This is a genomic window from Nocardiopsis terrae (assembly GCF_014651695.1).
Classification (GTDB): domain Bacteria; phylum Actinomycetota; class Actinomycetes; order Streptosporangiales; family Streptosporangiaceae; genus Nocardiopsis; species Nocardiopsis terrae.
This window is the reverse complement of record NZ_BMXJ01000005.1, coordinates 60,237-83,215: the sequence shown is the minus strand read 5'-3', so window position 1 is coordinate 83,215 and position 22,979 is coordinate 60,237. Positions and strand designations below refer to the sequence as shown.

Genomic DNA, 22,979 nt, shown 5'->3' with positions numbered 1-22,979 from the left:
TGAGGGGAACCGAAAGCGCAGGTGGGCGCAGGGTCACGGGAGAAATCCGTACACGGTACGATCAATGGGCGGACCTCCGCGGGGCCTCCCGGGGCCGGCGGGGCGCGAGATGGCGGGAGACGACGGCCCCTCCCGTTATCGTTGGCGTCATGGGGCGATCCGCGGAAGAAGGCAGACACGAGTCGGGGGGCAGTGTGGCCAGCCCGGTGGTCAGTGACCGCATCTGGACGGTTCCCAACCTGTTGAGCATGCTCCGGTTGTTGGGCGTTCCGCTGTTCCTCTGGCTCATCCTGGTTCCGCAGGCGGACTGGTGGGCGCTCCTCGTGCTCGCCTTCGCGGGGATCAGTGACTGGCTGGACGGCAAGATCGCCAGAGCCTGGAACCAGACCTCGCGGCTGGGCACGGTCCTGGACCCGCTCGCCGACCGCCTCTACATCTTCGCCGCCCTGCTCGGCCTGGTCATCCGGGGCATCATCCCCTGGTGGCTGATGGGGATCCTGGTGCTGCGGGACGTCCTCATCCTCGGGGCCCTGCCGCTGCTGCGCCACTTCGGCTACGGGCCGCTGCCGGTCAACTTCGCCGGCAAGGCCGCCACCCTCTGCCTGCTCTACTCGTTCCCGCTGCTGTTCATCGCCGGATACGCGTCGATCATCGGAGATGTGGCCAGAATCATGGGTTGGGCCTTCGCGCTGTGGGGAACGGCTCTTTACTGGTGGGCCGGACTGCTCTACGCCGTACAGGGGCTGCGCCTGATCGACCAGACACGCCGCGACGAACGCGCTGATCAGACGGGAATCCACGCGGGTTCTCCGGACAGCGACACCGTGCGCGGACACAGCGCGGATCGACCCGATCCGGCTGCTGAAGGCGACCGTTGACGGCGACCCCGGCGCGGTGCCCGAGGGCTCGGACGTACCGGGTCCCTCGGATCAGGGCAGGAACGGACCCTGATCCACCGACCGAACCGGCGGACCGGCTCACCTGAGTCCTGTCGGATCGAAAGGGAGTGTCGTCTCCGCAATGAGAACATGTCCCACCGCGCGCGGGTGCGCGCGCTCCGAACACCTGTCCCCCGTCGCGCCTCCCGACGGCACCGCCGCCCGGGGGTGCCGTCGATGAGCGCCCCCAGCGAGGAGACCGCCCACACCGCGGTACCGCCGATGAAGGCCGTGGTGATGGCGGGAGGCGAGGGCACACGCCTGCGCCCCATGACCGCCAACCAGCCCAAACCGCTCCTTCCGGTGGTCAACAAGCCCATCATGGAGCACGTGCTTCGCCTGCTGCGCAGGCACGGTTTCACCGAGACCGTGGTCACCGTGCAGTTCCTGGCCACGCTCATCCGCAACTACTTCGGGGACGGCGAGGAGCTCGGCATGAAGCTCCACTACGTCGCCGAGGAGGTCCCGCTCGGCACCGCGGGCAGCGTCAAGAACGCCGAGGAACACCTGCGCGGAGAGCCCTTCATCGTCATCTCCGGCGACGCGCTGACCGACATCGACCTCACCGACATGGTCCGCTTCCACAAGGAACGCGGCGCCAAGGTCACCATCGCCCTCAAGCGGGTCCCCAACCCGCTGGAGTTCGGCATCATCATCGTCGACGACCAGGGGCGCATCCAGCGGTTCCTGGAGAAGCCCACCTGGGGCCAGGTCTTCTCGGACACCGTCAACACCGGCATCTACATCATGGAGCCGGAGGTTCTGGAACGGGTCGCCGCGGGAGAGGTGGTCGACTGGTCCGGTGACGTCTTCCCGGAACTGCTGGAGGAGGGCGAGCCCCTCTACGGCTACGTGGCCGACGGCTACTGGGAGGACGTGGGTACGCACGAGAGCTACCTCAGTGCCCAGGCCGACGTGCTCTCGGGCAGGGTCGACGTCGACATCGACGGCTTCGAGGTGTCCCCGGGGGTGTGGATCGGTGAGGGCGCTGAGGTCGACGCCACCGCCGTCCTGAAGGGTCCCCTCTACATCGGCGACTACGCCAAGGTCGAGGCCGGAGCAGAGCTGCGCGAGTACACGGTGCTCGGCAGCAACGCCGTCGTGCGGGCGGAGGCGTTCTGCCACCGCACCGTGCTCCACGACAACGTGTTCATCGGCCGCGGCGCCAACCTGCGCGGTTGCGTGATCGGCAAGAACACCGACGTCATGGCGGCGGCCCGGATCGAGGAGGGCGCGGTCGTCGGCGAGGACTGCGTCATCGAGTCCGAGGCCTACGTCAACAACGACGTCAAGGTCTACCCCTTCAAGACCATCGAGGCCGGCGCGGTGGTCAACACCAACGTGGTCTGGGAGTCGCGGGGCCAGCGTTCGCTGTTCGGCCCCCGGGGCGTGTCCGGCCTGATCAACGTCGAGATCACACCCGAGCTCGCGGTCCGGCTGGCCAACGCCTACGCCACCACGCTGAAGAAGGGCGCGATCGTCACGACCTCCCGTGACGTCTCCCGGGCGGCGCGCACGCTCAAACGGGCCGTCATCAGCGCGCTCACCGCCGCCGCCATAGAGGTCCGCGACCTGGAGGTGGTTCCGTTGCCGGTGGCGCGCTTCCACACCTCCCAGAGCGGGATCAGCGGCGGCATCACGGTGCGCACCAGTCCGGGCGACCCCGAGTCCGTCGACATCCTGTTCCTGGACGGGGAGGGGGCCGACCTGTCGCCGGGGGCCCAGCGCAAGCTCGACCGGGTCTTCTCCAGGGCCGAGTACCGGCGCGCCTTCCCCGGGGAGATCGGCGAACTGTCCTTCCCCTCGCGCAACGTGGAGAACTACTCACACGAGCTCCTGAGGTCCGTGGACACCTCCGGGGTGGCCGAGGCCGAGCTGAAGGTCGTGGTCGACTGCGCGGGCGGTACCGGCTCGCTGATCCTGCCCTCACTGCTGGGCCGGATCGGTGTGGACGTGCTCACGGTCAACAACCGGTTGGACGAGGCCTCTCCCACCGACACCGTCGCCAAGAGGATGCGGGACCTGGAGCGGCTGGGCGAGCTGGTCGCCAACTCCGGGGCCGACTTCGGCGTGCGCTTCGACCCGGTGGCGGAACGGCTGGCCATCGTGGACGAGAACGGCAAGCTGGTGGACGGCGACCGTGCGCTCCTGGTGGTCCTGGACCTGGTCGCGGCCGAACGCGGCGGCGGCAGGGTGGCGCTGCCGGTCACCACGACCCGGGTGGCCGAGGAGGTGGCCCGGTCCCACGGGGCCGAGGTGCTCTGGACTGCCACCGCCACCGACGAGCTGACCAAGGCGGTCCGTTCGGCGGGGGAGGAGATCGTCTTCGCCGGCGACGGCCGAGGCGGGTTCGTCATCCCCGAGTTCAGCCCCACCAGTGACGGCATCGCCGCCTTCGTGCGGCTGCTGGGTCTGGTGGCGCGGACCCGGCGCTCGCTCGGACAGATCGACAGCGCGATCCCCAGGGCGCACCTCCTGCGCCGTTCGGTGCCCACCCCGTGGGCGGTCAAGGGGAGCGTCATGCGCTCGGTCGTGGAGGCGGCGGGCGAGCGCGAGCTCGACACGACGGACGGGGTCCGGGTGATCGAGTCCGACGGTAGCTGGGCGCTGGTTCTGCCGGACACCTCCGAAGCCGTGACCCATCTTTGGGCCGAAGGTCCCGATTCGGACGTTGCACATGCTCTGCTCGACGAGTGGGCGGCCGTGGTGGAACGGGCCGAGGGTTAACCGGTCGTCCCGTGGGCGGGGCGGCAGCACCGCCTCCCCGCCCACGGGCGTAGGCGGTTCACCGGTTCGGTCGGGCTTTCCCCTCCCTGAAAAGCAGGGATAAAATGGACAAAAAGCCAGGTCAGGTCCTGGGCGGGAAGTTCGCGAAAATCCCCCCGGTGATCCGGCGAACCAAATGCCGGGACCGGGCATCTGCCCCATAACAGGTGTTGCTCTTCCGTGCGGCCTGCGCCTCGCCCGGGTCGGTGCCCCAGGTGCCGATGCGGCCGGACCCGAGAGGGGGCGCCCCCAGGGTGTTCACAACGGGCCGAACGGGAGCGAAACCCTGCCTGGACAGGGATATGGTTTAAAGTCGAGTGTTCCCTGAAGCACCGCGTCACCACCCGCCCCGGTGATCCCGGCAACGGCGGACACCCAGCGGGGGTGACAAGGAGTACAACATGGGGGATGAGACCTAGCGACCGACCGTGTGAGCCGTCCCGCTGCCGCGACAGCGGACCGACTCACCGTGTTCCGGACGGTGTGCGGGCCCGGTGCCCGCCCGGCGTCCGGGACGCGCCACCGATCAGCCGAATCAAGCACCGCCCCGTGCGGTAGGAGGCCGAGCCGACCTATGTCGAGCGTTTACTGCACGCAGTGCGGTCACGCCGTTGCGGATGATGCCCGTTTCTGCTCCCACTGTGGAACCCCCATCCGCAGGGCCGAACAGCAGAGCCCACAGACCGCCACGGCCGGGGAGTCCGGCGGAGATGTCACCTCGACCATCTCCATCTCCGGGATACAGGCCCTGGAAGAGGAGGAACCGGGTGACGAGCTCGGCGGCGACGACCCCGCCAGCGCCGACGCCCTGCCGCCCGGAACCGCTTTGCTGGTGGTCCGGCGAGGCCCCAACGCGGGGAGCCGTTTCCTGCTGGACAGCGACGTGACCACCGCGGGCCGCCACCCCAACAGTGACATCTTCCTCGACGACGTCACCGTGTCCCGGCGCCACGTCGAGTTCTTCCGGCGAGGCAACGGCTTCGGCGTCCGGGACGTCGGCAGCCTCAACGGAACCTACGTCAACCGCGAGCCGGTGGACGAGGCCGAGCTGGGCGGAGGGGACGAGATCCAGATCGGCAAGTTCCGCATGGTCCTGCTGACCAAACCGCGCCGGTGACGGTGCGCTGACCACGGTCGACGGGGGTGGGAGGGCCGAGGAGGTTTGCGGCCCCCCGCCTCCGGAGAGCTTTGTAACGAAGGGGTGCCTTTGCCCTCGGGATCCTGATTCAACGGGGGAGCAGGGACGAGCGCCCATCCGGCATGACGACTCGTGGGACGGAGCCGCTGTGAAGCACATGGAGGTCGTCGGCGTCCGGGTTGAGATGCCCTCGAACCAACCGATTGTCCTGCTCAAGGAATCCGAGGGGGACCGCTACCTGCCGATCTGGATCGGCGGGGTGGAGGCCACCGCGATCGCGCTCGCCCAACAGGGGGTCGCGCCCGCGCGGCCGCTCACCCATGACCTGTTCAGGGACGTCCTGGACGCTCTGGACACGGGGCTCGAGACGGTGAACATCACCGGCCTGAGTGACGGGATCTTCTACGCCGAACTGGTTTTCAGCAACGGTGTGGAGGTCAGCGCGCGCCCTTCGGACTCCATCGCCCTGGCATTGCGGACGGGGACCCCGATCTACGCGCACGAGGACGTGATCGAGGAGGCCGGGATGCCCATCCCGGACGAGCAGGAGGACCAGGTCGAGGCGTTCCGGGAGTTCCTGGACAACATCTCGCCGGAGGATTTCGGCCGACGCAGTACGTGACCGGACGGGGCCCGCCGACCGCGGGTCCCGTGCCGTGCGGCCTGGCGGTTGGTCCGGGCGCTGCCGGAAAACCTTCGTGGCCTGCGACTTTGCCGGGTCCGTCGGTGTTAGATTGGGTGGTGGGAACAGGCGTGGAGTGCGTAGCCGAAAACCGCCGGGCCCGTTTCCGGTCCGAGGGGCCGGTGCCGCGGCTCCGCCTCCGTGTGCACTTGGCGACGCGCCGAGTGGCTTCGTTGACGCTACAGTGCGGCCGTCCTACGGTCAGTGCTGTGAAACCCGCGGCGCGCCCTTTCCCTAGTGGACCCTCCCCTGTCGATGCCGCCGTGGGACGAGAAGCCGGAGGTCGGCGTGGCGGTAGCGAGCGGCAAGCGGGATCCCGATGACAGGCGGTCCGCGCTGCGGCTAGCGGGGCAGCAGGGCCTACTGTGCGAAGAGGACGTGGTGGCGCTGCCTATGGACGTCGGGTATCGGGGCCCAGCGGCGTGTACGGCCGCCGGGATCACCTATCGGCAGCTCGACTACTGGGCCAGAACCGGCCTGGTGGAGCCAAGCGTGCGTACCGGGGCCCACAACGCCCCCCTGTACAGCCTGCCGGACATCCTGATGCTGAAGGTGGCCAAACGGCTCCTGGACACGGGGATATCACTCCAGCAGATCCGGACCGCGGTGGACCACCTGCGCGGCCGCCCCGCCGCCGAACTGTCCCGGATCACCCTGATGAGCGACGGGGTCAGCGTCTACGAGTGCACGTCACCGGACGAGGTCGTCGACCTGATGCAGCGGGGCCAGGGCATGTTCGGCCTGGCACTGGCCAACGTCTCCAGGGAGCTGGAGGAGGCCCTGGGGGTGGTTCCGGCCGAGGAGCGGGCCGATCTGCCCGCGGCTTCCCCCCAACCCGTTGACGAACTGGCCCGGCGCCGCCGGGAGCGGCGCACCGGCTGAACCCGCCGACGGCGGGGCGGAGGGGCGAACGGCCGGATCCCTGCCGACAGCCCACCGTAACCGGTGCGGCCGACGGTCGGCGGGGCTCCGTGCGATCTGCCTGAAAGGCGTGCCCTGGCTCGGTGGTTCGGCGGTGGATCGAGTACGGTCGTAGTCACAACAGGGATGAAAACCGACATTCTTCCTGCTTGTCTACATATACAGAGCGTCAGCAGGCTGTTGATACCACGCGGGAGAGACCTCGGCAACGGGGCGCCGACGGGGCAATACTCCCCAGTAACCTCTCAGGCACCATGGACCGCGTGGAGAAGGCCGCTCTGAAGCCCGGGCACCGTAGCTCCGGGTGACAGAGGGGGAGACCGTGAGGAACACCGCCGACCCGATCGGCCCTGTCACCAGGAGGTCTCCGTGCCTGACCCGTCGAACATCCCCACCTCGGGCGCACCCGCCCGGGTGTTCGCCGACCGCCACATCGGCCCCACCCCGGCCGAGACCGCGGAGATGCTCAAGACGATCGGTTACGGCTCCACCGCCGAACTCATGACCGCCGCGGTGCCCGAGTCCATCCTCACCGGCCCCGGCAAGAGTGCTCCGCTCAACCTGCCCGGGGCGATCGGCGAGGCCGAGGCCCTGGCCGAGCTCCGCGAGCTGGCCTCGCGCAACAGGGTCAACACACCGATGATCGGCCGCGGCTACTACGGCACGCTCACGCCCCCGGTCATCCTGCGCAACATCATGGAGAACCCCGCCTGGTACACGGCCTACACGCCCTACCAGCCCGAGATCTCCCAGGGCCGTCTGGAGGCCCTGATCAACTTCCAGACCATGGTCTCCGACCTCACCGGCCTGCCCATCACCGGCGCCTCCCTGCTGGACGAGGCCACCGCGGCCGCCGAGGCCATGACCCTGGCCCGGCGGGCCTCCAAGGTCAAGAGCAACGTCTTCGTGGTCGACTCCGACGTGTTCCCGCAGACCCTCCAGGTCCTGCGCACCCGCGCCGAGCCCCTGGGCATCGAGGTGGTCGTCGCCGACCTGATCCAGGGCATGCCCGAGGGCGAGGCCTACGGTGTCCTGGTCCAGTACCCGGCCTCCAGCGGTGTGGTGCGCGATCCCGGCCCGGTCATCGCCCAGGCGCACGAACGCGGCGCCCTGGCCGTGGTCGCCGCAGACATCCTCGCCCTGACCCTGCTGCGCAGCCCCGGTGACCTGGGCGCCGACATCGCGGTGGGCTCCACCCAGCGCTTCGGCGTCCCGCTCGGCTTCGGCGGCCCGCACGCCGGCTACATGTCCGTGGGCGAGAAGCTCCGCCGCCAGCTGCCCGGACGGCTGGTCGGCGTCTCGGTCGACAACGCGGGCAAGCCCGCCTACCGCCTGGCCCTGCAGACCCGCGAGCAGCACATCCGTCGGGAGAAGGCCACCAGCAACATCTGTACCGCCCAGGTGCTGTTGGCCATCATGGCCGGGATGTACGCCGTCTACCACGGCCCCGACGGCCTGCGCGCGATCGCCCGCCAGGTCCACGCCCGCACGGCCGCGCTGGCCGACGCCCTTGCCCAGCGCGGGTTCGAGGTGGTCCACGGCGCCTACTTCGACACCCTGCGGGTGCGGGTGCCCAGCGCCGACCGCGTGGTGGAGCGCGCCCTGGAGTCCGGGATCAACCTGCTCACCGTCGACCAGGGCACGGTCGGCCTCAGCGTGGACGAGACCACCACCGTCGACCACCTCGACCGGGTCCTGGCCGCCTTCGGCGAGGCGGACCGGGGTGCTGACCGCGGCCCGGTCACCGTGGACGAGGACGCCGACCGCCTGCCCGCCGACCTGGCCCGCGGCGTCGACTACCTCACCCACCCGGTGTTCAACACCCACCGCAGCGAGACCTCGCTGCTGCGCTACATGCGCCGCCTGTCCGACCGCGACCTGGCGCTGGACCGCACGATGATCCCGCTGGGTTCGTGCACCATGAAGCTCAACGCCACCGCCGAGATGGAGTCCGTCACCTGGCCCGAGTTCGCCGGCCTGCACCCGTTCGCCCCGCTCGACCAGGCGGCCGGGAGCGTGTCGCTCATCCGGGACCTGGAGGCCTGGCTGGCCGAGGTCACCGGGTACGACGCGGTCTCGCTCCAGCCCAACGCCGGTTCCCAGGGTGAGCTCGCCGGGCTGTTGGCGATCCGCGGCTACCACCGCTCGCGCGGCGACGACCACCGCGACGTCTGCCTCATTCCCAGCTCCGCGCACGGCACCAACGCCGCCAGCGCGGTCATGGCGGGTATGCGCGTGGCCGTGGTGGCCTGCGCAGAGGACGGCAACGTCGACCTGGACGACCTGCGTGCCAAGACCGCCGAGCACAGTGAGGACCTGGCGGCCATCATGGTCACCTACCCCTCCACCGCGGGCGTGTACGAGGACACCATCACCGACGTGTGCCGCCTGGTCCACGAGGCGGGCGGTCAGGTCTACGTCGACGGCGCCAACCTGAACGCCCTCCTGGGCTGGGCCAAGCCGGGCGAGTTCGGTGCGGACGTCAGCCACCTGAACCTGCACAAGACCTTCTGCATCCCGCACGGCGGCGGCGGTCCGGGTGTGGGCCCGGTCGCGGTCCGCTCGCACCTGTCGGGTTTCCTGCCCAACCACCCGAGCCAGCCCGAGGCGGGCCCGCACACCGGGGTCGGTCCGGTTTCGGCCTCACCGTTCGGCTCCGCCGGCATCCTGCCGATCTCCTGGGCCTACGTGCGGATGATGGGCGGCGACGGTCTGCGTGCGGCCACGGAGACCGCCGTGCTCTCGGCCAACTACGTCGCCAAGCGCCTGGAGCCGTACTACCCGGTGCTCTACACCGGCGCCAACGGTCTGGTCGCGCACGAGTGCATCGTCGACATCCGCCCGCTCCAGAAGGCCAGCGGTATCAGCAACGAGGACGTCGCCAAGCGCCTGATGGACTACGGTTTCCACGCGCCGACCATGTCCTTCCCGGTCAACGGCACGCTGATGGTCGAGCCCACCGAGAGCGAGAACCTCGCCGAGCTGGAGCGGTTCGTCCAGGCGATGATCGCTATCCGCGGTGAGATCGACCGGGTCGCCTCGGGGGAGTGGTCCGCCGACGACAACCCGCTGCGGGGCGCCCCGCACACCGCCGAGGCGGTGACCGCCGACGAGTGGGAGCACGGTTACACGCGTTCGGAGGCGGCCTACCCGCTGCCGTCGCTGCGCCAGGACAAGTACTGGCCGCCGGTCGGCCGGATCGACCAGGCCTACGGTGACCGCAACCTGGTCTGCTCCTGCCCGCCGCCGGAGGCCTTCGAGCTGTAGCGGGCGCGCGTCACACGACGCGCGCGGCGGACACGGGCCGGCCTGCGGAGCCGGCGCGAACGGGGCGCCTTCCCGGGGAAGGCGCCCCGTCGTCGTACCCGCCCACCTCGACCGTCTACTAAGGATCTACGTCGTAAAGGTGTCGCTCGTTTTGCCCCGAAACGATCCCAGTGCGCACGGAACAGATCCGGAGAGGGTCGGGAAACAGCCACGAGAGCCAACACCCGTCACACAGGCCTCCATCGGCTGTGGGAGAGCGCGTTAGAGTTGCGGCGATGCTGACGGTCCGCGCCCCCATCGCGCGGACCCGCCACCCCATGGAAAGCGCAAGGAATGACCGCGACGTCCGGACCTCCCGCACGCTCTGGCCCCGCAACCCCCGCACCCCAAGCCACGGACCCCGATGACGCGGAGGAGACCGCCGTGCCCCCGGCGGAGTCCGCACCGGACCTGTGCGACCAGGCCCGGGACCTCGCCGAGAACGGTCACCTGAAGAAGGCCGCCAAGCTCTACCAGCAGGCGGTGGCGGCCAACCCGCGCCCGGGCGTTCAGGCCAGGGCACTGCTCGGGCTGGCGGTGGTGCAGGACCAGCGCGGGGACCTGGCCGCCGCACGCGAGGCCGCGCGCCGGGCGCTGGCCACCGGGGACACCCGCTACGCTCCGCGCGCCGCCTACCACCTGGCGCTCTCCCTCGAACAGGAGGGCGCCCACGGCGAGGCCGCGCGGATCTGGCACCGCCTGCTCGAGCTGGGCGGCCCCGCCTACACCGCGGTGGCCCGCTACGGGCTGGCCCGTGAGGCGGAACTGCGCGGCGAGGAGGCTGAGGCCGAGGAGCACTGGGAGGCCGTGCTGGAACCGCCCCCCGGCGACACCGGGCTCAGCCGCCTGCACGCCGTCACCGTCGTCGACGCCGCACGCGACCTGGCCGGACGCCTGCTCGAACGGGGACGGCCGGAGGCCGCGGCCGCGGCCGTCGAACGGGGACTGGCGGCAGGGGAGGACCCCGGCCTGCGGCTGCTGCGGGCCGCCGCCCATCTGGAACGGGCGATCGCGGACGCGGGCGCGGTGGTCGACCCCGGGCCTGCGGAGGAGGGATCGGGCGTGCGTCCGGAGCCGCACACCTCGGGCGCGGCGGTGGAACTGCTCGCCGGGCTGATGGCGCTGCGCGGAGAACCGGACGCGGCCGCACGGGTCTGGCGACTGGGGTTGGACAGCGGTGACCGGGGGGCGTCCGAAGCGGTGCGCGAACGGTTGCGCCGCCCCTTCGCCCAGCCGCCGGGGCAGGACGGGGAACAGGCCCCCGAACCGTGGTGGGACGTCTACCTGGAGGAGGCCGTGGCGACCGCCAGCGCACCGGCTCTGGCCGGGGAGCTGTTCGCGGTCATCACCCAGATGCACTCCCTGCTGGCGGTTCCGGTGGTCGAGGGAGAGGCCCGGCCCACCGTGCTGCGCGCCGCGATGGAGCAGGCTCTTCGGACGCCGAGCGAACTGGTGTGGGGTGCCGACGTGCACGCGGACTTCCGCCGCCGGCTCAGCGAGGCGATGGGTGAGGACGTACTGCCCGAGGGCTGGCCCGAGGGGCGCTGAGGGGGTACTGCGGGCGGTGACCGGCCCGGGCGGGCCCCAGGGCCGCCCGGGCCGGGGCCGGACGAGGCCCGGGCGGAAGCGGTTCCGGCGCTCAGCTCCGAATCAGGCGCGTTCAGGCGGCGGCGCGGGGTCGGTGCGGGGCGACAACCGCCCCGTCGGGGAGGAGTTCACCGGTGTCGTCGAAAAGGACGACGCCGTTGCAGAGTAGGCTCCACCCCTGTTCCGGGTGGCTGGAAACGATCCGCGCGGCCTCGCGGTCGGTGTCCTCGAAGGACGGGCAGGAGGGTGAATGGCTGCACATGACAGAGCCTTTCGTCTCGGTGCTCTTCGTTGAGCTGAGGCCAACAATAGTGGCTGACATCACATGGTGTTGTCGGTTTAGGCGACAATGTTCGCCCTCCCCTTTTGTTCGCTCTCACCAATGAGACGCACCTCACCCGTCCGGAGTTCTGTCCGAACGACCCCGACCGGCGGAGGCACCGGGCCGTGTCCGGCGGGTCAGTAACCACCGCGGGTACGGCGGGCCGCCGGACGGCTGCGCATCCCGGCCCCGGCCAGGCCGCCGCGCTGGAAGGCCCGGACGAGTTCGCCGCCGAGGTTGACCCCGGCGCCCAGAGCCAGCGCCACCATGATCGCCTCGGCGAGGCTGAGCAGCCCCGCGACCGCACCCCCGGTCCCCTGGGTGATCTCGATCAGCCCCCGGTACAGGATGCTGCCGGGCAGCAGCGGTGCGATCGACGGGATGAGGTAGGGCAGTACCGGACGCCGGGTCCGCCGGGCCAGCCAGTGCCCGACCATCCCCACGGCCACCGCGCCCGCGACCGTGCCCACCACCAGCGGAACGTCCAGGAACGCCCGCAGACCCGCGTAGATGACCCAGATCATCACGCCCAGGGCCCCGATCGTGGGCAGCATCCGGGGCGGCACCGCCAGGGAGATCGCGAAGGCCATGGCGATCCCGGCCGCGCCGATCAGCACCGCGGGGTTCAGTGCCATCCCGGCCGACGGCAGGTTCTCCAGGTCCAGGTTGACCCCCAGCCGTGTCGCCGTGTAGGCCACGGTGACCACGCCCGACACGATCGCGCCCAGGATGAAGAAGGTCTCCAGCAGCCGTGCGACCGCGGTGACGTAACTACCGCTGATCCCGTCCTGGAGGCTGGAGACCAGCGGACGGCCGGGCAACAGCGCCATGATGTTGCCGGTGATGATCGCGCCCGCCTGCAGGCCCAGGTCCAGGGTGGTGCTCACCCACAGCAGCCCCACACCGATGGAGGAGGCGACGACCGCGGCCGCCGCCATCTGGTAGAACTCGGCGACCCCGCGGTTGGCCAGGAACACTGAGGTGCGGTCGCCCAGGACGGTGGCCAGGAAGGCCACCGCCGCCACGACCGCCCCGCCGCCCACCATCACACTGGCGCTGGAGGCGATCAGGCCGAAGCCCACCGCGATCAGCCAGTTCGGGTAGGGCATGCGGGCCCGGCGGATCTGTTCCAGCCGCGCACTGGCGTCCTCCAGCTCCAGCAGGCCCAGTGCGGCCTGTTGGACCAGGCTGTGCAGCTCGTTGACGCGGAAGTAGTCCAGGGTGCGGCGGCGCACCACCCGCTCGCCGGTGACCGGTGGGCTGTCACCGCCCGGGTGGGTGGACAGGGAGATCGTGGTGAAGGTGACCGACACCTCCGAGCGGGGCAGGTCGAAGGCGACCGAGAGGCTGAGTATGGCCTCGCTGACGGCCTCCGTGCTCTCACCGCTGGCCAGCATGAGCTCTCCCACGCGCAGGGCCAGGTTGATCGCCCGCGCGTCGGGGAGCTTGACGTCCTCCTCGTCGTCGAGGCTGTCCGGGGTCAGCTCCCGTTCGTGCTCGGCCCGCCAGTCACGCATCCGGCTGAGCATGAACTCCTCGCTCGGCGGTCCGGACGGCTCCCTCTTGCTTGGCATGGCTGCTCTCCGTTTCCTCCCCGTCGCCCGCACCCCTGGTGTTCGGCGCACTGCCTCGGCAACCCCATGGGGGACGCCGCGCCCACAGGTGGGGTTCGCCCGTCTGGTGCGGCGGCACCGGTGAGTTCGGTCACCGGATCATCCTGTCAAGGCGCGAAGGCCGCCGAGGGCGGCGACGCGCCGGTCCCGGGGCGCTCCCGGGGCGCTCAGGCCGGGGGTTCCTGCGTCTTCTCGTTCGGGTGATCGTCCTGGCCGGGGCGGACCAGGCCGGTCTCGTAGGCGTGCACGACGGCCTGGACGCGGTCGCGCAGGCCGAGTTTGGTGAGGATGCTGCCCACGTGGGATTTGACGGTGGCCTCGCCCAGGACCAGGTGTGCGGCGATCTCTCCGTTGGACCATCCCTTGGCGGCCAGCCGTAACACCTGGCGTTCCCGGACGGTCAGGGTGTCCGCCGACGGCTCGGGTCCGGCCTCGGGGGAGGGCAGCAGCGGCGCGAAGCGGTCCAGGAGGCGGTTCAGGACGGTGGGGGAGATGACGGAGGCGCCCCCGGCGACCAGCTCGACCGCGGAGACCAGTTCGGCGGGCGGGACGTCCTTGAGGAGGAAACCGGAGGCGCCCGCACGCAGCACGCCGATCACGTACTCGTCCAGGTCGAAGGTGGTCAGGGCCAGAACCCGCACCCGGTGGCCGAGCGGCCGGGCCCATTCGACGATCTGCCGGGTGGCCTGGATCCCGTCCACGCCCGGCATCCGGATGTCCATGAGGACGACGTCGGGTAGCAGGCCGCGGACCTCCCGGACGGCCTCGCGGCCGTCGGAGGCCTCGCCCACCACGGACACGTTCGGGGCGGATTCGAGGATCAGGCGGAAGCCGGCGCGGACGAGGGGTTGGTCGTCGACGAGGAGCACTGAGACGGGCACGGGCCGATTCTCCCGCACACGGCGCGGTCCTCAGGCCGTGGGCAGCGGGGGCGGGGTGCCGCCGAACTCCGGGCACAGCGCCTGGTGTTCGCACCAGCCGCACAGCTTGCTGCGTTTGGGCTCCCACACCCCGGCGCGTCCGGCCGCCTCGATCCGCGCCCAGATGTCGGCGATCTCGGACTCGGCGGCGGCGAGTTCGGCCTCGGTGGGGTCGTACCAGCGTACGGAGCCGTCGCCCAGGTAGATGAGCTGGAGACGGGCGGGCACGACGCCGAGGTCGCGCCAGATCATCACCGCGTAGAAGAAGATCTGGAACTTGGCCTTGTCCTCGAACCGGGGGTGCGGTGACTTCCCGGTCTTGTAGTCGACGACCCTGATCTGGCCGGAGGGGGCCACGTCCAGGCGGTCGACGTAGCCGCGCAGCCGCAGGCCGGTGGGCAGGGAGACCTCCAGGCGCATCTCGCGTTCGCGGGGCTCCAGCTGCTCGGGGTTCTCCAGGTCGAAGTAGCGTTTGACCAGGGTCCGGGCCGACTCCAACCACTCCTGGAGGGCTTCCTCGCCGTCGAAGAGCCGCTCCTGCAGTTCGGGGTCGCGTGCGCGGAGCTTCTCCCACTGGGGGTCGACCAGGCTCAGCGCGGTGCGCGGTGTGCGGGTCTGGGACGGCAGTTCGTAGAGGCGTTCGAGGCAGGCGTGGACGAGGGTGCCGCGCAGCGCGGCGGCGCTGGGGGCCTCGGGGAGGCGGTCGATGGTGCGGAACCGGAACAGTAGCGGGCACTGGAGGAAGTCCGAGGCACGCGAGGGTGACAGGGCGGTCGGCAGCGGCGCGGTGGTCATACTCCGAGCCTAGATCGTCTTCGGCGGGCACTCACCCCGCTGCGTGTCGCCCCGTGAGAGGACCATCGGGGCGGGGGCCATAGTCTTGGCTGTGTGACCAGAGGCAGTGACGACCCCAGGCCCAGGACCGGCGACCGGACCAGGGGGCCGGGGTTACCGCTGGGGCGGCCCTTCGGGGTCCCGGTCTACGTCACCTCCTCGTGGTGGATCGTCGCGGTCCTCATCACGCTGGTCTACGGGGGAATCGTCCAGTCGCGGTTGGCGCTGGGGCCCTCGGCCTACCTGCTGGCCTTCGTCTTCGCGATCCTTCTCTACGCCTCCGTCCTGGTGCACGAGCTCGCGCACTCTCTGGTGGCCCGTCGGTACGGGCTGCCGGTGCGCCGCATCGTCCTGTACGTGCTGGGCGGCGTGTCCGAGATCGACCGGGAGGCGCCCACCCCGGGGCGGGAGTTCTGGATCGCCTTCTCCGGGCCGCTGCTGTCGTTGCTGCTGGCGGCGGGGGCGTTCGTGCTGGCGCACTTCACCGACCCCTTCAGCGTCACCGGTGAGCTGCTCTTCCAGTTGTGGATCGCCAACCTGCTCGTGGGTGTGTTCAACCTGTTGCCGGGGCTGCCCCTGGACGGCGGGCGCCTGCTGCGCGCCGGGGTGTGGAAGATGACGGGGCGTGCGCACACCGGCAGTGTGGTGGCGGCCTGGGGCGGCCGGGTGCTGGCCCTGGGGGTCGCGGCCCTGCCGTTCCTGTTCGCCTGGAGCGCGGGGAGCACCCCCGGGCCGTGGGCGGTCGTGTGGGGGCTGGTGCTGGCCGGCTTCATGTGGATGGGTGCCAGCGAGGCCCTCGGCAACGCCCGGGTCCGGGCCCGGGTGCCCGGCCTGCGGGCCCGGGCGCTGGCCCGTCCGGCCGTGGTGGTCCCGGCGGACCTGCCGTTGGAGCGGGCCGACCACCGTGCCGGAGAAGCGGGTGTGGACACGATCGTGGTCACGGACGACGACGGTACGCCGGTCTCGGTGGTGCACCCCGCCGCGGCGGAGGCGATCACCGGGGAGCGCAGGGCCCGGGTGCCGGTGTCGGACGTGTCCCGGGCGCTGACCAGGCACTCGCGGGTCTCGGCGGACCTGGAGGGCGAGGAGCTCCTGGCGGAGCTCACCCGGCACCCGTTGCCGGAGTACCTGGTGGTGGAGGCTGACGGCGCGCTGTCGGGGGTGTTGCGGGCCGTGGACGTCAACGCCGCGATGGCGGGGCAGTCTCCGAGCGGGCGGAGATGAGCGGGGCGCCCCCGGGCGGGGCCCGCGGCCGGGTGCGGGACGTGGAGGAGGCGGTTCAGCGCCGGGCGCCCTCGGGCCACAGGACGGTGACGGGGCGGCCGAGTTCCCAGGCGTAGGCCACCACGTCCGCGGTGCCCCCGTGGCCGCGCGCGGGTTGTCCGTCCCAGACCGCGACCAGCCGGTCGCACCGTTCCACGAGCAGCCGCCCGGCGGCCATGTGGGCACCGGGCTCTGATTCGCTGTGGGGTAACTCGTGGACGAGGACGGCCTGTTCCATGAGGTGGTCGTAGACCGGGTGGTGCTCGGAGGGAAGGGCCTCCCGGTACCCGGCGGCGGGGACGATCGCCTCCAGGGGAGCTCCCGCGTTCACCACGGCCTCCGCGAAGACGGCGTCGGCGCCGTCCGCGAGGCAGGACAGCCCCACCATCTCGCACCCGTACGGTTCCAGGTACGCCTTGACCAGGTCGGCGACGGCACCGCTCACGTCAGGGGCCAGGTTGCGGTGTCCGGTGATCCCGATACGAGTCACGTAACCTCCCTGCTGCTTGCTTCGCCGGGTTTCTACCCCCTGATGGGCGTACCGGTAACTAGTGACGAAAGTCTGTTGTCGAGATCCTCGACGCACAGCGCCCCCGGGCCCCGGTAGCGGCGGCGGAAGGACCTGACCCGGCCCACCACGCGCTCGGAGCCGAAACGCACCCCGGTGGCCAGCGCCTCCCGGGCGAGCCGGAAGGCCTCGTCGACGTCGCCGGCTTCGGCGTGCGCGGAGGCGAGTTCGACCTTGAGCAGGGCGGACTGCTTGACGTTGCGCGGGGAGGGGGCCACGGCCTCGGCGAAGGCGGCGCGTGCCTCGTGCGGGCTGCGCAGCCGAACGCCCACCAGGGCGCGGTAACCGGCGACCTTGGCCTCGTCGAAGGCGAACACCCACGGCCAGGGGGGCTGGGCGTTGTCCGGGCTGGCGACCTCCCGTTCGGCGTGCCTGATGGCCCGGGCCGCGCAGACGCGGTCACCGGTCCCCGCATGGGCCAGTGCGCTGATGCAGGCCAGCCAGGCGCGGGCGGTGGGGTGGGCGGAGGGGCCGAGCACGTGTTCGGCTTCCTGGACCAGCCCGAGTCCGAGTTCGGGGTCCTCGGCGACGTCGATCTCGAAGGCGGCCAGGGAGCCGAGCATGTAGACGTCGAGCAGGCGCATCCCGGCCTGGCGGGCGCGTACGACGGCCGTGCGGTAGTGCATGCGGGCCGAGCCCATGTCGCCGAGGTCGGCGTTCAGCCAGGCGGCGAACCCGGAGGCCTCGCTGGCGGCCGCGCTGAGTTCGGTGTGGAAGGGCGTACCGCGCGCGTTCCCGAGCATCTGCTCGGCCAGGTGCACGTGCGCGGCGGCGCCGGGCAGCAGGTGGCGGGCGGAGGAGGTGGCGTCCATGCGGCGCTGGCCCCCGGTGATGGAACGTAGCGCGGGAGCGGTGGTCTCGTTGACCCCGTGGTACTCCTCGTGCTCCCCGGTGGGGCGCGGCGCCGTGGCCAGGAGTGTGCTCCCGGCGACCGCCCTGCTGGAGTCGCGGCGTCTGGTGGGGTTCACCGCCTTTCTGGTGTGGCCCTCCTGTCTGCCGGTGCCGCCGAAGCGGAGCAGGTGGAGCGGGATCTCCAGCCGTTGCGCGAGGTCGTGGACCTGGCTGACGGTGAGGGACTGCTGACCGTTGACGACCCGGGAGACCCAACTCTGTGAGTAGGTGAGAGCACGGGCGAGATCGCCCTGGGACCATCCGCGCGCCACGCGCACGCCTTCGATGATCGTCGGCATGTCACAGGTGGCCAGGGCGGCGGCCATGCGCGGTCGGGTCCACAGGTCGTTGGGAAGTACGCCGTCTGGTTGGGGCATGCAGCTCAGGTTAGGGATTCCGGGCGCTCCCGGTGGCTATGTGCGAAAAAGAAGACACGATGCGTGATCCGCATACCGGTACCCGTGTCTTCTCGGGGTGCGGCAGGGTGGAGGAGTCGTTGGTCCGGGGGAGCGCGTGCCGGACCCGGGGAGGAAGCAGGGAGGCCACGTGACCGTTGAGACACCACCGGCGGGTAACCCGAGCCTGGCCGGAAACGGGCACGGGGACCGTGGCATCCCGGCGGAACCCCTGTGCCGTGTGGACCCGGCCGCCATCGCCCTGCGGGGGATGGCCGCGGAGCTGCGCGCACGCGGGGTCGAGGCGCGGGAGGACGGTGTGTCCGGGCTCGTCGACGCCGGCCCCACGGCCCGGCCGCAACGAGCTCTCCTGCGGCCCCACAGAGGTGATCTCTGGTGGTGGATGAGGTGGCCCCTGCAGGATGGTGTCCCCCCGGCACTGTCCGGCGTCCCCCTCTCCCCGGTCACTCGGACCTCCGACGCCGCACGCAGGATCGTGAGGGCCCTGTCCGTCACGGCGAGAGACGGCTGAGGAGGCAGGAGGACGCGCCCGGACGCTGAGTCGCCGCGCCCGGGCGGGAGCGGGCTGTGCGCGAGCACGGTCCCGGGTGTCAGGACGGTGTCCGGGTGAACCCGGAACCCAGTCTCCCTCTGCGCGGGTTCCGGACCCGTTCGACACCCGAAGCAGGGCCGTCCCTCGTGGGAAGGAGGGACGGCGGCATCCACCCCCTGAGGGGCACTCGGCGCCACCCCCTGGTCCGAGCGCCCCTCACCCCCTTTGAGGGTCCGCCGCGGAGGCCCCCGGAACGTCCGCGGCGGACAGGGCCGCTCCGACGATGCCCGCCGTGTTCCGCAGCGCCGCCGGGACGATCGGGGTGCGGATGTCGAGGTGGTGCAGGAACTTGTCCGACTTCCGGCTCACCCCGCCGCCCACCACGATCAGGTCCGGCCACACCAGGTCCTCGACCGTTCGGTAGTAGCGCTGGAGCCGCTTCCTCGCCCAGTCGTGGTAGGAGAGCCCGTCCCGTTGCCTGGCGCTGGAGGAGGCGCGTGACTCCGCGTCATGGCCGTCTATCTCCAGGTGGCCGAACTCGGTGTTGGGTACCAGGCGCCCGTCCACGACCAGAGCCGTACCGATACCGGTGCCCAGGGTGGTGAGCAGGACCGTGCCGTCCACGTCCTTCGCGGCCCCGTAGCGGTTCTCCGCCAGCGCGGCGGCGTCGGCGTCGTTGAGCACGCGCACCGGACGCCCCGCGGTCTCGGAGAACAGGGCCCGGGCGTCGGTGCCGATCCAGCTTTCGTGCAGGTTCGCGGCGGTGCGCACCACCCCGCCCTGCACCACCCCGGGAAAGGTGACCCCCAGGGGGGTTTCCGCGGTCTCGGGGAAGTGCGCGGCGATCTCGCCCACGACCTGTGCCACCGCGTCGGGGCCCGCGTGCTCGGGGGTGAGGATTTTCAGGCGGTCCCGGAGGAACTCGCCGGAGACCAGGTCGACCGGAGCGCCCTTGATGCCGCTTCCGCCGATGTCGATTCCCAGGCCCGTGGTCTGCTGTGACATGGGTGGTCTCTCCTGTGGTCCTCGTTGCCGTACGGGGGCGTGGCGGTGCCACACGCCTGATCCTGCCCCAGGGGAGGGGTCTTCGCACGCTTTCCGTGAACGCGCTCCGGGGCCGCCGGTTCGTCCTGGTAGCGCGGGGCCGATACGCTGGGCGACTGCCCTGACCAAACGCGACCTGGGAAGACGAGAGCGACGTTGACCGGTATCCATGGCCGCCGCGGCCCCTTCACCGACGGCGACACCGTGCAGTTGACCGACCCGAAGGGTCGCATGCACACCATCACACTGCGTGAGGGTGGAGCCTTCCACTCGCACAAGGGCAAGGTCGACCACGACGACCTCATCGGCGAACCCGAAGGCAGTGTGGTGCGCTCCAACACCGGCACGGCCTACGTGGCGCTGCGCCCCCTGCTCATCGATTACACGCTCTCCATGAAGCGTGGTGCGACCATCGTCTACCCCAAGGACGCCGCCCAGATCATGGTCGAGGCCGACATCTTCCCGGGTGCCCGGGTGGTCGAGGCCGGAGCCGGATCGGGCGCCATGTCCAACTGGCTGCTGCGCGCGGTCGGTGAACAGGGCATGGTCCACTCCTACGAGCGCCGCGCGGACTTCGCGGAGATCGCCCGTAAGAACGTGGAGAGGTTCTACGGCGGTCCGCACCCGGCCTGGGAACTCACCGTGGGCGACCTGGTCGAGGAGCTCGACGAGACCGAGGTGGACCGGGTCTTCCTGGACATGCTCGCTCCCTGGGAGTGCCTGGACGCGGTCGCCGGCGCGTTGATCCCCGGCGGCCTGGTGTGCTGTTACGTGGCCACGACCACCCAGCTCTCCCGGGTGGTGGAGGAGCTGCGCGAGGACGACCGCTTCTACGAGCCGCGTTCCTGGGAGACCATGCTGCGCACCTGGCACGTGGAGGGCCTGGCGGTGCGCCCGGACCACCGGATGATCGGCCACACCGGTTTCCTGGTGACCGCGCGCCGTCTGGCCGACGGGGTGGAGGCGCCCGAGCGCCGTCGCCGCCCGGCCAAGGGCGCCTACGGCAAGGACTACGAGGCGGCCAGGGCCGCCGCCGACGCGGGTGCGAAGGCGGCCGCGCCCGCCGCCGAGCCCTCGGCGGGGGTTCCGGACGCGGGGAGTTCCGAGAACCGGGAGTGAGAGCGGTCCGCGGGTGAACGCGGTCCGTCGGGGGCCCGTCCGGGGTGGTGTCCGGGCGGGCCCCCGGTCCGTCCCGGGGAGGCCGTGAGGGGTCGTCCGCAGCCGCCGGAACGCGCCGCGGCGCCCGGGCGGCACTTGCCCCGAGCCCGCCACGGAGGTTACTTTCTCATTACGCCGGGTCGCTCGCCACCACTGTGACCTGTGCCTACGCAGGGTCTCGACCAGAGGCCCGCGACACTCTCCGAAACTTGAAGGTTAGGAAAGGGACAGGTTAGGTAGGACCCCGAGTAGTCGTCCTTCTCATAGGGAGGTGGCGGACGTGGCCGAGCGCGAAGACGAGCGTCAGAGCGACCGGGACCGTGAAGTCGCTGAACTCACGGCCCAGGTCTCCTACATGGAAAAGGAACTCAGCGTGGTTCGGCGTAAGCTCGCCGACTCGCCCCGACATGTGCGTCTGCTGGAGGAGCGGTTGCGGGAGGCCCAGGCCGACCTAGCCGCCGCGAACGGGCAGAACGAACGGCTCGTCTCCACACTCAAGGAGGCGCGCGAGCAGATCGTGGCACTCAAGGAGGAGGTCGACCGGCTCGCACAGCCACCGTCGGGCTTCGGTGTCTACCTTGGGTCCCGCGACGACGAGACCGTCGAGATCTTCACCAACGGCCGCAAGATGCGGGTCAACGTCAGTCCCTCCGTGGACATGGAGAACCTGCGCCCCGGCCAGGAGGTCATGCTCAACGAGGCGTTCAACGTCGTCGAGGTGGAGTCGTTCGAGACCGTCGGCGAGGTCGTCCTGCTCAAGGAGGTCCTCGAGGACGGTGAACGGGCACTGGTGATCTCGCACCACGACGACGAGAAGATCGTCCGGTTGGCGGAGCCGTTGCGGGACGAGCCCATTCGCCCGGGTGACTCGCTGCTGTTGGAGCCCCGTTCGGGGTACGTGTACGAGAGGATCCCCAAGTCCGAGGTCGAGGAGCTCATCCTCGAGGAGGTCCCCGACATCTCCTACACCGACATCGGTGGCCTGACGGGGCAGATCGAGATGATCCGCGACGCGGTCGAACTGCCCTTCCTCTACAAGGACCTGTTCCTGGAACACGAGCTCACCCCGCCCAAGGGCGTGCTGCTCTACGGTCCGCCCGGGTGCGGTAAGACGCTCATCGCCAAGGCCGTCGCCAACTCGCTGGCCAAGCGGGTCGCCGAGCGCACCGGACGTGACGTCGGCAAGAGCTTCTTCCTCAACATCAAGGGCCCGGAGCTGCTGAACAAGTACGTGGGCGAGACCGAGCGGCACATCCGCCTGGTCTTCCAGCGGGCCAGGGAGAAGGCCTCCGAGGGCACCCCGGTCATCGTGTTCTTCGACGAGATGGACTCGATCTTCCGGGTCCGCGGTTCGGGTGTGTCCTCCGACGTGGAGAACACCATCGTCCCGCAGATGCTCAGCGAGATCGACGGTGTGGAGGGGCTGGAGAACGTCATCGTCATCGGCGCCTCCAACCGTGAGGACATGATCGACCCGGCGATCCTGCGGCCCGGCCGCCTGGACGTCAAGATCAAGGTCGAGCGGCCCGACGCCGAGGGCGCCCGGGACATCTTCGGCAAGTACATCACCGATGGGCTGCCGCTGCACGAGGACGACCTCGCCGAGCACGGCGGTTCGGCCTCGGCCACGGTGGACGCCATGATCCAGCGGGTCGTGGAGCGGATGTACACCGAGGGTGAGGAGAACCGCTTCCTGGAGGTCACCTACGCCAACGGTGACAAGGAGGTCCTGTACTTCAAGGACTTCAACTCCGGCGCGATGATCGAGAACATCGTCTCGCGGGCCAAGAAGATGGCGATCAAGGACTACATCGAGCACCAGTCCAAGGGGCTCCGGGTGTCGCACCTGTTGCAGGCCTGCGTGGACGAGTTCAGCGAGAACGAGGACCTGCCCAACACCACCAACCCGGACGACTGGGCCCGGATCTCCGGCAAGAAGGGCGAGCGCATCGTCTACATCCGGACCCTGGTGACCGGCAAGAAGGGCGCCGACTCCGGTCGGTCCATCGACACCGTCGCCAACACCGGCCAGTACCTGTAACGGCGCTCCGCCGCCGTGTCCGCCTCTCGGGGCCCGTGT

17 protein-coding genes, 1 pseudogene and 1 riboswitch are annotated in these 22,979 nt (G+C 70.6%); of the genes and pseudogenes, 11 read left to right on the top strand and 7 right to left on the bottom strand.

All coding sequences use genetic code 11. The features are described 5' to 3' along the window. The first annotated feature begins 194 nt into the window (after positions 1 to 194). The 7 genes and pseudogenes from clsA (at position 195) to IE195_RS14740 (ending at position 11,299) form a co-directional block, all read left to right on the top strand. Positions 195 to 951 (top strand): annotated as a pseudogene (gene clsA / locus IE195_RS14770) (cardiolipin synthase ClsA). A 209-nt stretch (positions 952 to 1,160) separates the two neighbouring features. Next, positions 1,161 to 3,665, top strand: coding sequence for a mannose-1-phosphate guanyltransferase (locus tag IE195_RS14765; protein ID WP_191272644.1), 2,505 nt, complete (start codon positions 1,161 to 1,163; stop codon positions 3,663 to 3,665). A 613-nt stretch (positions 3,666 to 4,278) separates the two neighbouring features. Next, the gene (locus IE195_RS14760) at positions 4,279 to 4,821 is read left to right on the top strand and encodes an FHA domain-containing protein (RefSeq protein ID WP_191271752.1); all 543 of its coding nucleotides are present in this window, start codon (positions 4,279 to 4,281) and stop codon (positions 4,819 to 4,821) included. A 169-nt stretch (positions 4,822 to 4,990) separates the two neighbouring features. Further along, positions 4,991 to 5,464 carry a bifunctional nuclease family protein gene (locus IE195_RS14755; RefSeq protein ID WP_017583139.1) on the top strand — a complete coding sequence of 158 codons (474 nt, stop codon included), beginning with the start codon at positions 4,991 to 4,993 and terminating at the stop codon, positions 5,462 to 5,464. 453 nt (positions 5,465 to 5,917) lie between these two features. After that, positions 5,918 to 6,406 (top strand): MerR family transcriptional regulator, encoded by a 489-nt coding sequence (locus IE195_RS14750; protein WP_191272642.1) that lies wholly within the window; start codon positions 5,918 to 5,920, stop codon positions 6,404 to 6,406. A 220-nt stretch (positions 6,407 to 6,626) separates the two neighbouring features. Continuing rightward, a riboswitch (glycine riboswitch) is annotated at positions 6,627 to 6,717 on the top strand. A 97-nt stretch (positions 6,718 to 6,814) separates the two neighbouring features. Next, entirely contained in the window at positions 6,815 to 9,712 is a 2,898-nt protein-coding gene (gene gcvP, locus IE195_RS14745) for an aminomethyl-transferring glycine dehydrogenase (protein ID WP_191271750.1), read from the top strand. Between the two features lie 333 nt (positions 9,713 to 10,045). Continuing rightward, entirely contained in the window at positions 10,046 to 11,299 is a 1,254-nt protein-coding gene (locus IE195_RS14740; RefSeq protein WP_191271748.1) for a tetratricopeptide repeat protein, read from the top strand. 112 nt (positions 11,300 to 11,411) lie between these two features. On the opposite strand, the gene IE195_RS14735 is transcribed toward IE195_RS14740, so the two are convergent. From IE195_RS14735 to IE195_RS14720, 4 genes are all read right to left on the bottom strand, one after another. Further along, positions 11,412 to 11,600 (bottom strand): DUF5999 family protein, encoded by a 189-nt coding sequence (locus IE195_RS14735; protein ID WP_191271746.1) that lies wholly within the window; start codon positions 11,598 to 11,600, stop codon positions 11,412 to 11,414. A 197-nt stretch (positions 11,601 to 11,797) separates the two neighbouring features. Next, a complete protein-coding gene (locus IE195_RS14730) occupies positions 11,798 to 13,234 on the bottom strand; it encodes a threonine/serine exporter family protein (protein WP_191271744.1) in 1,437 nt (478 codons plus the stop codon). 206 nt (positions 13,235 to 13,440) lie between these two features. Then, positions 13,441 to 14,154 (bottom strand): response regulator, encoded by a 714-nt coding sequence (locus IE195_RS14725; protein WP_191271742.1) that lies wholly within the window; start codon positions 14,152 to 14,154, stop codon positions 13,441 to 13,443. Positions 14,155 to 14,184: 30 nt separating this feature from the next. Beyond that, positions 14,185 to 14,988 carry a RecB family exonuclease gene (locus IE195_RS14720; RefSeq protein ID WP_191271740.1) on the bottom strand — a complete coding sequence of 268 codons (804 nt, stop codon included), beginning with the start codon at positions 14,986 to 14,988 and terminating at the stop codon, positions 14,185 to 14,187. A 93-nt stretch (positions 14,989 to 15,081) separates the two neighbouring features. On the opposite strand from IE195_RS14720, the gene IE195_RS14715 reads away from it, so the two are divergent. Further along, a complete protein-coding gene (locus IE195_RS14715; protein WP_191271738.1) occupies positions 15,082 to 16,251 on the top strand; it encodes a site-2 protease family protein in 1,170 nt (389 codons plus the stop codon). 55 nt (positions 16,252 to 16,306) lie between these two features. Here IE195_RS14715 and IE195_RS14710 read toward each other — a convergent pair whose 3' ends face one another. Next, positions 16,307 to 16,780 (bottom strand): DNA-processing protein DprA, encoded by a 474-nt coding sequence (locus IE195_RS14710; protein ID WP_191271736.1) that lies wholly within the window; start codon positions 16,778 to 16,780, stop codon positions 16,307 to 16,309. 32 nt (positions 16,781 to 16,812) lie between these two features. Then, on the bottom strand, positions 16,813 to 18,075 hold the full coding sequence (locus tag IE195_RS14705) for a helix-turn-helix domain-containing protein (RefSeq protein WP_191272640.1): 1,263 nt from the start codon (positions 18,073 to 18,075) through the stop codon (positions 16,813 to 16,815). A 220-nt stretch (positions 18,076 to 18,295) separates the two neighbouring features. Here IE195_RS14705 and IE195_RS14700 point away from each other — a divergent pair, with 220 nt between their 5' ends. Further along, positions 18,296 to 18,676, top strand: coding sequence for a hypothetical protein (locus IE195_RS14700; protein WP_191271734.1), 381 nt, complete (start codon positions 18,296 to 18,298; stop codon positions 18,674 to 18,676). Positions 18,677 to 18,913: 237 nt separating this feature from the next. On the opposite strand, the gene ppgK is transcribed toward IE195_RS14700, so the two are convergent. Next, positions 18,914 to 19,702 carry a polyphosphate--glucose phosphotransferase gene (gene ppgK, locus IE195_RS14695; RefSeq protein ID WP_191271732.1) on the bottom strand — a complete coding sequence of 263 codons (789 nt, stop codon included), beginning with the start codon at positions 19,700 to 19,702 and terminating at the stop codon, positions 18,914 to 18,916. 195 nt (positions 19,703 to 19,897) lie between these two features. On the opposite strand from ppgK, the gene IE195_RS14690 reads away from it, so the two are divergent. Further along, positions 19,898 to 20,860 (top strand): tRNA (adenine-N1)-methyltransferase, encoded by a 963-nt coding sequence (locus IE195_RS14690; protein WP_191271730.1) that lies wholly within the window; start codon positions 19,898 to 19,900, stop codon positions 20,858 to 20,860. Positions 20,861 to 21,170: 310 nt separating this feature from the next. Further along, complete coding sequence (gene arc, locus IE195_RS14685; RefSeq protein WP_191271728.1) at positions 21,171 to 22,940, top strand: proteasome ATPase; 1,770 nt, start codon at positions 21,171 to 21,173, stop codon at positions 22,938 to 22,940. Positions 22,941 to 22,979: the final 39 nt, after the last annotated feature.

What these genes read in the sequence shown, in the direction of transcription:
- IE195_RS14765 (WP_191272644.1), top strand. Translation starts at nt 1,161, where the DNA reads ATGAAGGCCGTGGTGATGGCGGGAGGCGAGGGCACACGCCTGCGCCCC.
- IE195_RS14760 (WP_191271752.1), top strand. Translation starts at nt 4,279, where the DNA reads ATGTCGAGCGTTTACTGCACGCAGTGCGGTCACGCCGTTGCGGATGAT.
- IE195_RS14750 (WP_191272642.1), top strand. Translation starts at nt 5,918, where the DNA reads ATGGACGTCGGGTATCGGGGCCCAGCGGCGTGTACGGCCGCCGGGATC.
- IE195_RS14740 (WP_191271748.1), top strand. Translation starts at nt 10,046, where the DNA reads ATGACCGCGACGTCCGGACCTCCCGCACGCTCTGGCCCCGCAACCCCC.
- IE195_RS14735 (WP_191271746.1), bottom strand. Translation starts at nt 11,600, where the DNA reads ATGTGCAGCCATTCACCCTCCTGCCCGTCCTTCGAGGACACCGACCGC.
- IE195_RS14730 (WP_191271744.1), bottom strand. Translation starts at nt 13,234, where the DNA reads ATGCCAAGCAAGAGGGAGCCGTCCGGACCGCCGAGCGAGGAGTTCATG.
- IE195_RS14720 (WP_191271740.1), bottom strand. Translation starts at nt 14,988, where the DNA reads ATGACCACCGCGCCGCTGCCGACCGCCCTGTCACCCTCGCGTGCCTCG.
- IE195_RS14705 (WP_191272640.1), bottom strand. Translation starts at nt 18,075, where the DNA reads ATGGCCGCCGCCCTGGCCACCTGTGACATGCCGACGATCATCGAAGGC.
- ppgK (WP_191271732.1), bottom strand. Translation starts at nt 19,702, where the DNA reads ATGTCACAGCAGACCACGGGCCTGGGAATCGACATCGGCGGAAGCGGC.